Raw genomic sequence first — 3,106 nt, forward strand, 5'->3', positions numbered from 1 at the left:
ATAGTTCTGTCTATTTTCCCTGGTATTCTTTTGGCGATTTGCCATACAGGGCTTTAAACGATGTGGAGAAATTCGCAGGAGTTTTAAAACCTACCATATAAGCGATTTCTGAAATTGAATATTTGCCCTCTTTAATTAGTTGAGCCGCCCTTCTTAGTCTTATGTGTCTGATAAAATCGTTGGGAGCAGATCCTGTCAAAGATTTAAATTTTCGGTATAAGTGCGTTCGGCTGAGGCCTAGTTCTTTTCCCATCAGTTCTACACTAAACTGTTCTTCATCAATATTTTTTTCTATTAAGGCGATTGCATCTGTTATAAATTGTTTGTCGCGGGGGTGTATCCCAAGTGGTTCCTGGGTTTTGTCTTCCGTAGAGGAGTAAAAGGTTTTTATATTCTGCTGGGTATTCAACAGGTTTTTAATTACCTGTATTAAATGTCTGGGTAAGAACGGTTTGGTTATATACGAATCCGCCCCGGTTTCATATCCTTCTGTTCTACTGTTTATGTCGCTTTTTGCCGTGAGTAGAATAACGAAAATATGACTTGTTTTTATATTCGATTTTAATTTTTCGCACAATTGGGTGCCACTCATGTTGGGCATCATTACATCGCTAACAATCAAGTCATAATCGTTTTTCAAGGCCTGTTCATATCCTTTTTGTCCATCTTCTGCTTCATCAATTTTAAACCGGTCCATTAATATGGAAACGATATACTTGCGTATTTCCTCATCGTCTTCAACCACAAGTATATTGGGAGCACTAGAGAGATCAACCAAGCCTTTGGTTTCTGACTCCCCAGTAAAACCCTTGGGCAGAGCATTCGTTAATGGATTAATGGCTGCGTTCTGAATACTGATTTCATTGTCGTTCGCTGATTGGATCAAGGTTCTGTCATAAGGAACCTCAATGGTAATGCGAGTACCTTTATTTGGTATACTTTCAATCTCAAGAGAACCATTATGAAGCTCAACAAGTTTCTTCGAGTAGGCAAGTCCTATGCCTGAGCTTTGCATTTCAAGATAATTTGTGCCAGTTGAATTATTGTTAAATTCCTCGAAGATTCCTTGTATTTTTTCCGGGGCAATACCACTTCCAGTATCTGATAAGGTGATGTTGACTTTGCTTTCATCGCTATTCCAGATGCGGATATAAATGGACCCGCCTCGAGAAGTATGTTTAAAAGCATTGGAAAGTAGATTGGTCAGAATTTTTTCCATTTTATCCTGATCATAATTGAAAGGTAAGATTTCAAAATCTGAATCAAAAGAGAACAGGATTTCGTTCTTAATGGCAGTGGGATTAAAAGCTGCCATTACTTTTTGTGTCGTTTCAATCAGGTTATTCCGTGTTTTTTTCAGTGGTAGTACATCTTGCTCAATCCTCCTGAAATCGATGAGCTGATTGATTAACTCCAAAAGTCGTTTAGAGTTGGCACTAATATTAACAAGCTTTGTTTTTAGTCCTGAATTACCGTGCAGGTCTGCAATAATTTGTTCCAAAGGACCAATAATCAATGTAAGAGGCGTTTTAAATTCATGAGATATGTTGGTGAAAAACCGGAGTTTCATCTGGGTTAACTCCCTCTGTTGATTCTTCTCTACTCTTTCCATTTTTACGGCGGCTTTCATTTTTTCCTCATGACGTACCTGTATACGTAACCCGTGGAAAACCAGAATTAAAATAAGTCCGTAAATGAGGAAAGCCCACCAGCTGAGCCAAGGGGGATTTTTTATTGCAAAGGCAATTTCTACTCCTTTTTTGTCCCAAATGTTGTCATTATTTGATGCTATAACCTTAAATATATACTTCCCAGGCTTAAGATTGGCATAGGTTACTTGCCGTTGGTTTTGCACATAGTTGAAATCATCATTTAACCCAGCCAACTGGTATGCAAAATTGCTTTTTTTGGAAGCAGAATAGTTTATTGTGGAGTAGTCAAAGCTTATGGTATTTTGATCATATTTTAACTTTATAGGCAGACTGAGCCGTAATGCTTCATTTATTGGAGTACCTTTCAAATCTTTATCCACCTCCCCATAATTTACCTTCATTCCTTCTATTTTTATTGGAAAGGTCAAATAGTCACCCCTAATATCACCAGGATCAAAAAATACGATGCCATCAGTGCACCCGAAATACAATTCGCCAGATTTGGTAGCATAACTTGAATTGTAATGAAATTCATCGGCATTCATTCCATCGCTTCTAAAATAGTTTGAAAAGTCGCTTAAACTGTAACTAAATCGCGACAGACCGTTATTTGTACCAATCCACAACCTACCTTTCGAATCTTCCTCAATGGAACAAATATCGTTTGATGGTAAACCATCTTCAACCGTAAACTGCTGGAAATTGCTTGAATCGGGCAAATAAAGAAAGAGCCCGTTAAATTCTGTTCCTACCCACATTCTGTCTTTCGAATCTTTAAAGACGCAGACAAACTTATCATTAGCGAGATTGGTGTTTTTTTCGTTCGATTTAAAATAGCTAATCGAAAGGTCTTTATTGATGCGGCACAAGTCAGTATTGTAATTGGCACACCAAATATTTCCGCGGCTGTCCTCCTCAATATTCTGCGTGTTGGCATCACTTAGGAGTTTGGAAAAAGTGCCTGCTGTGGGGTCAAACAGAAAAACTCCGGCAGGATTTGCAACCCAAATACGGAAATAAGTGTCTGTTAAAATCCCGGTAATCTGAGATTCAACATTTTCTACAGAACCAGGTATCTGGTATGTTTTACTTTGCTTGTTTTGGAAATCAAAGCGCGTTAATAAGTTATCTTCGGAACCTATCCAAATGATGCCGTCTTTATCGGCATTTATTGTTCTGACTACTTTTTCTTTAAGGTGGTTTAATCCCGAAAATTCGCTGTTAGACTGGACAAACTCATTTTTGTCGTTTACGATGAGCAATCCCTTCTTGTCAAATGTTCCTAAAAAGAGATATCCTTCTTTGTTTTTATAAATGGCGGTAATGTTTTTGCTTGCGTTTTCCAGTTTCTCAGCCAACTTGTAATTTCTGTTAAAATGTTTTGTCCTGTGGTAGATTACATTTAATCCCTGACTGAAACTTCCAATCCAAATATTTTTCTGATTGTCCTGAAA

1 protein-coding gene is annotated in these 3,106 nt (G+C 37.7%); it reads right to left on the reverse strand.

Translation table 11 applies throughout. The annotated features are described in order from the left end of the window. Positions 1-10: 10 nt before the first annotated feature. Entirely contained in the window at positions 11-3,010 is a 3,000-nt protein-coding gene (locus tag AAC033_RS18805) for an ATP-binding protein (protein ID WP_339741058.1), read from the reverse strand. Between the last annotated feature and the right edge of the window lie 96 nt (positions 3,011-3,106).

It is taken from the genome of uncultured Sunxiuqinia sp., from assembly GCF_963974515.1.
Lineage (GTDB): Bacteria > Bacteroidota > Bacteroidia > Bacteroidales > Prolixibacteraceae > Sunxiuqinia.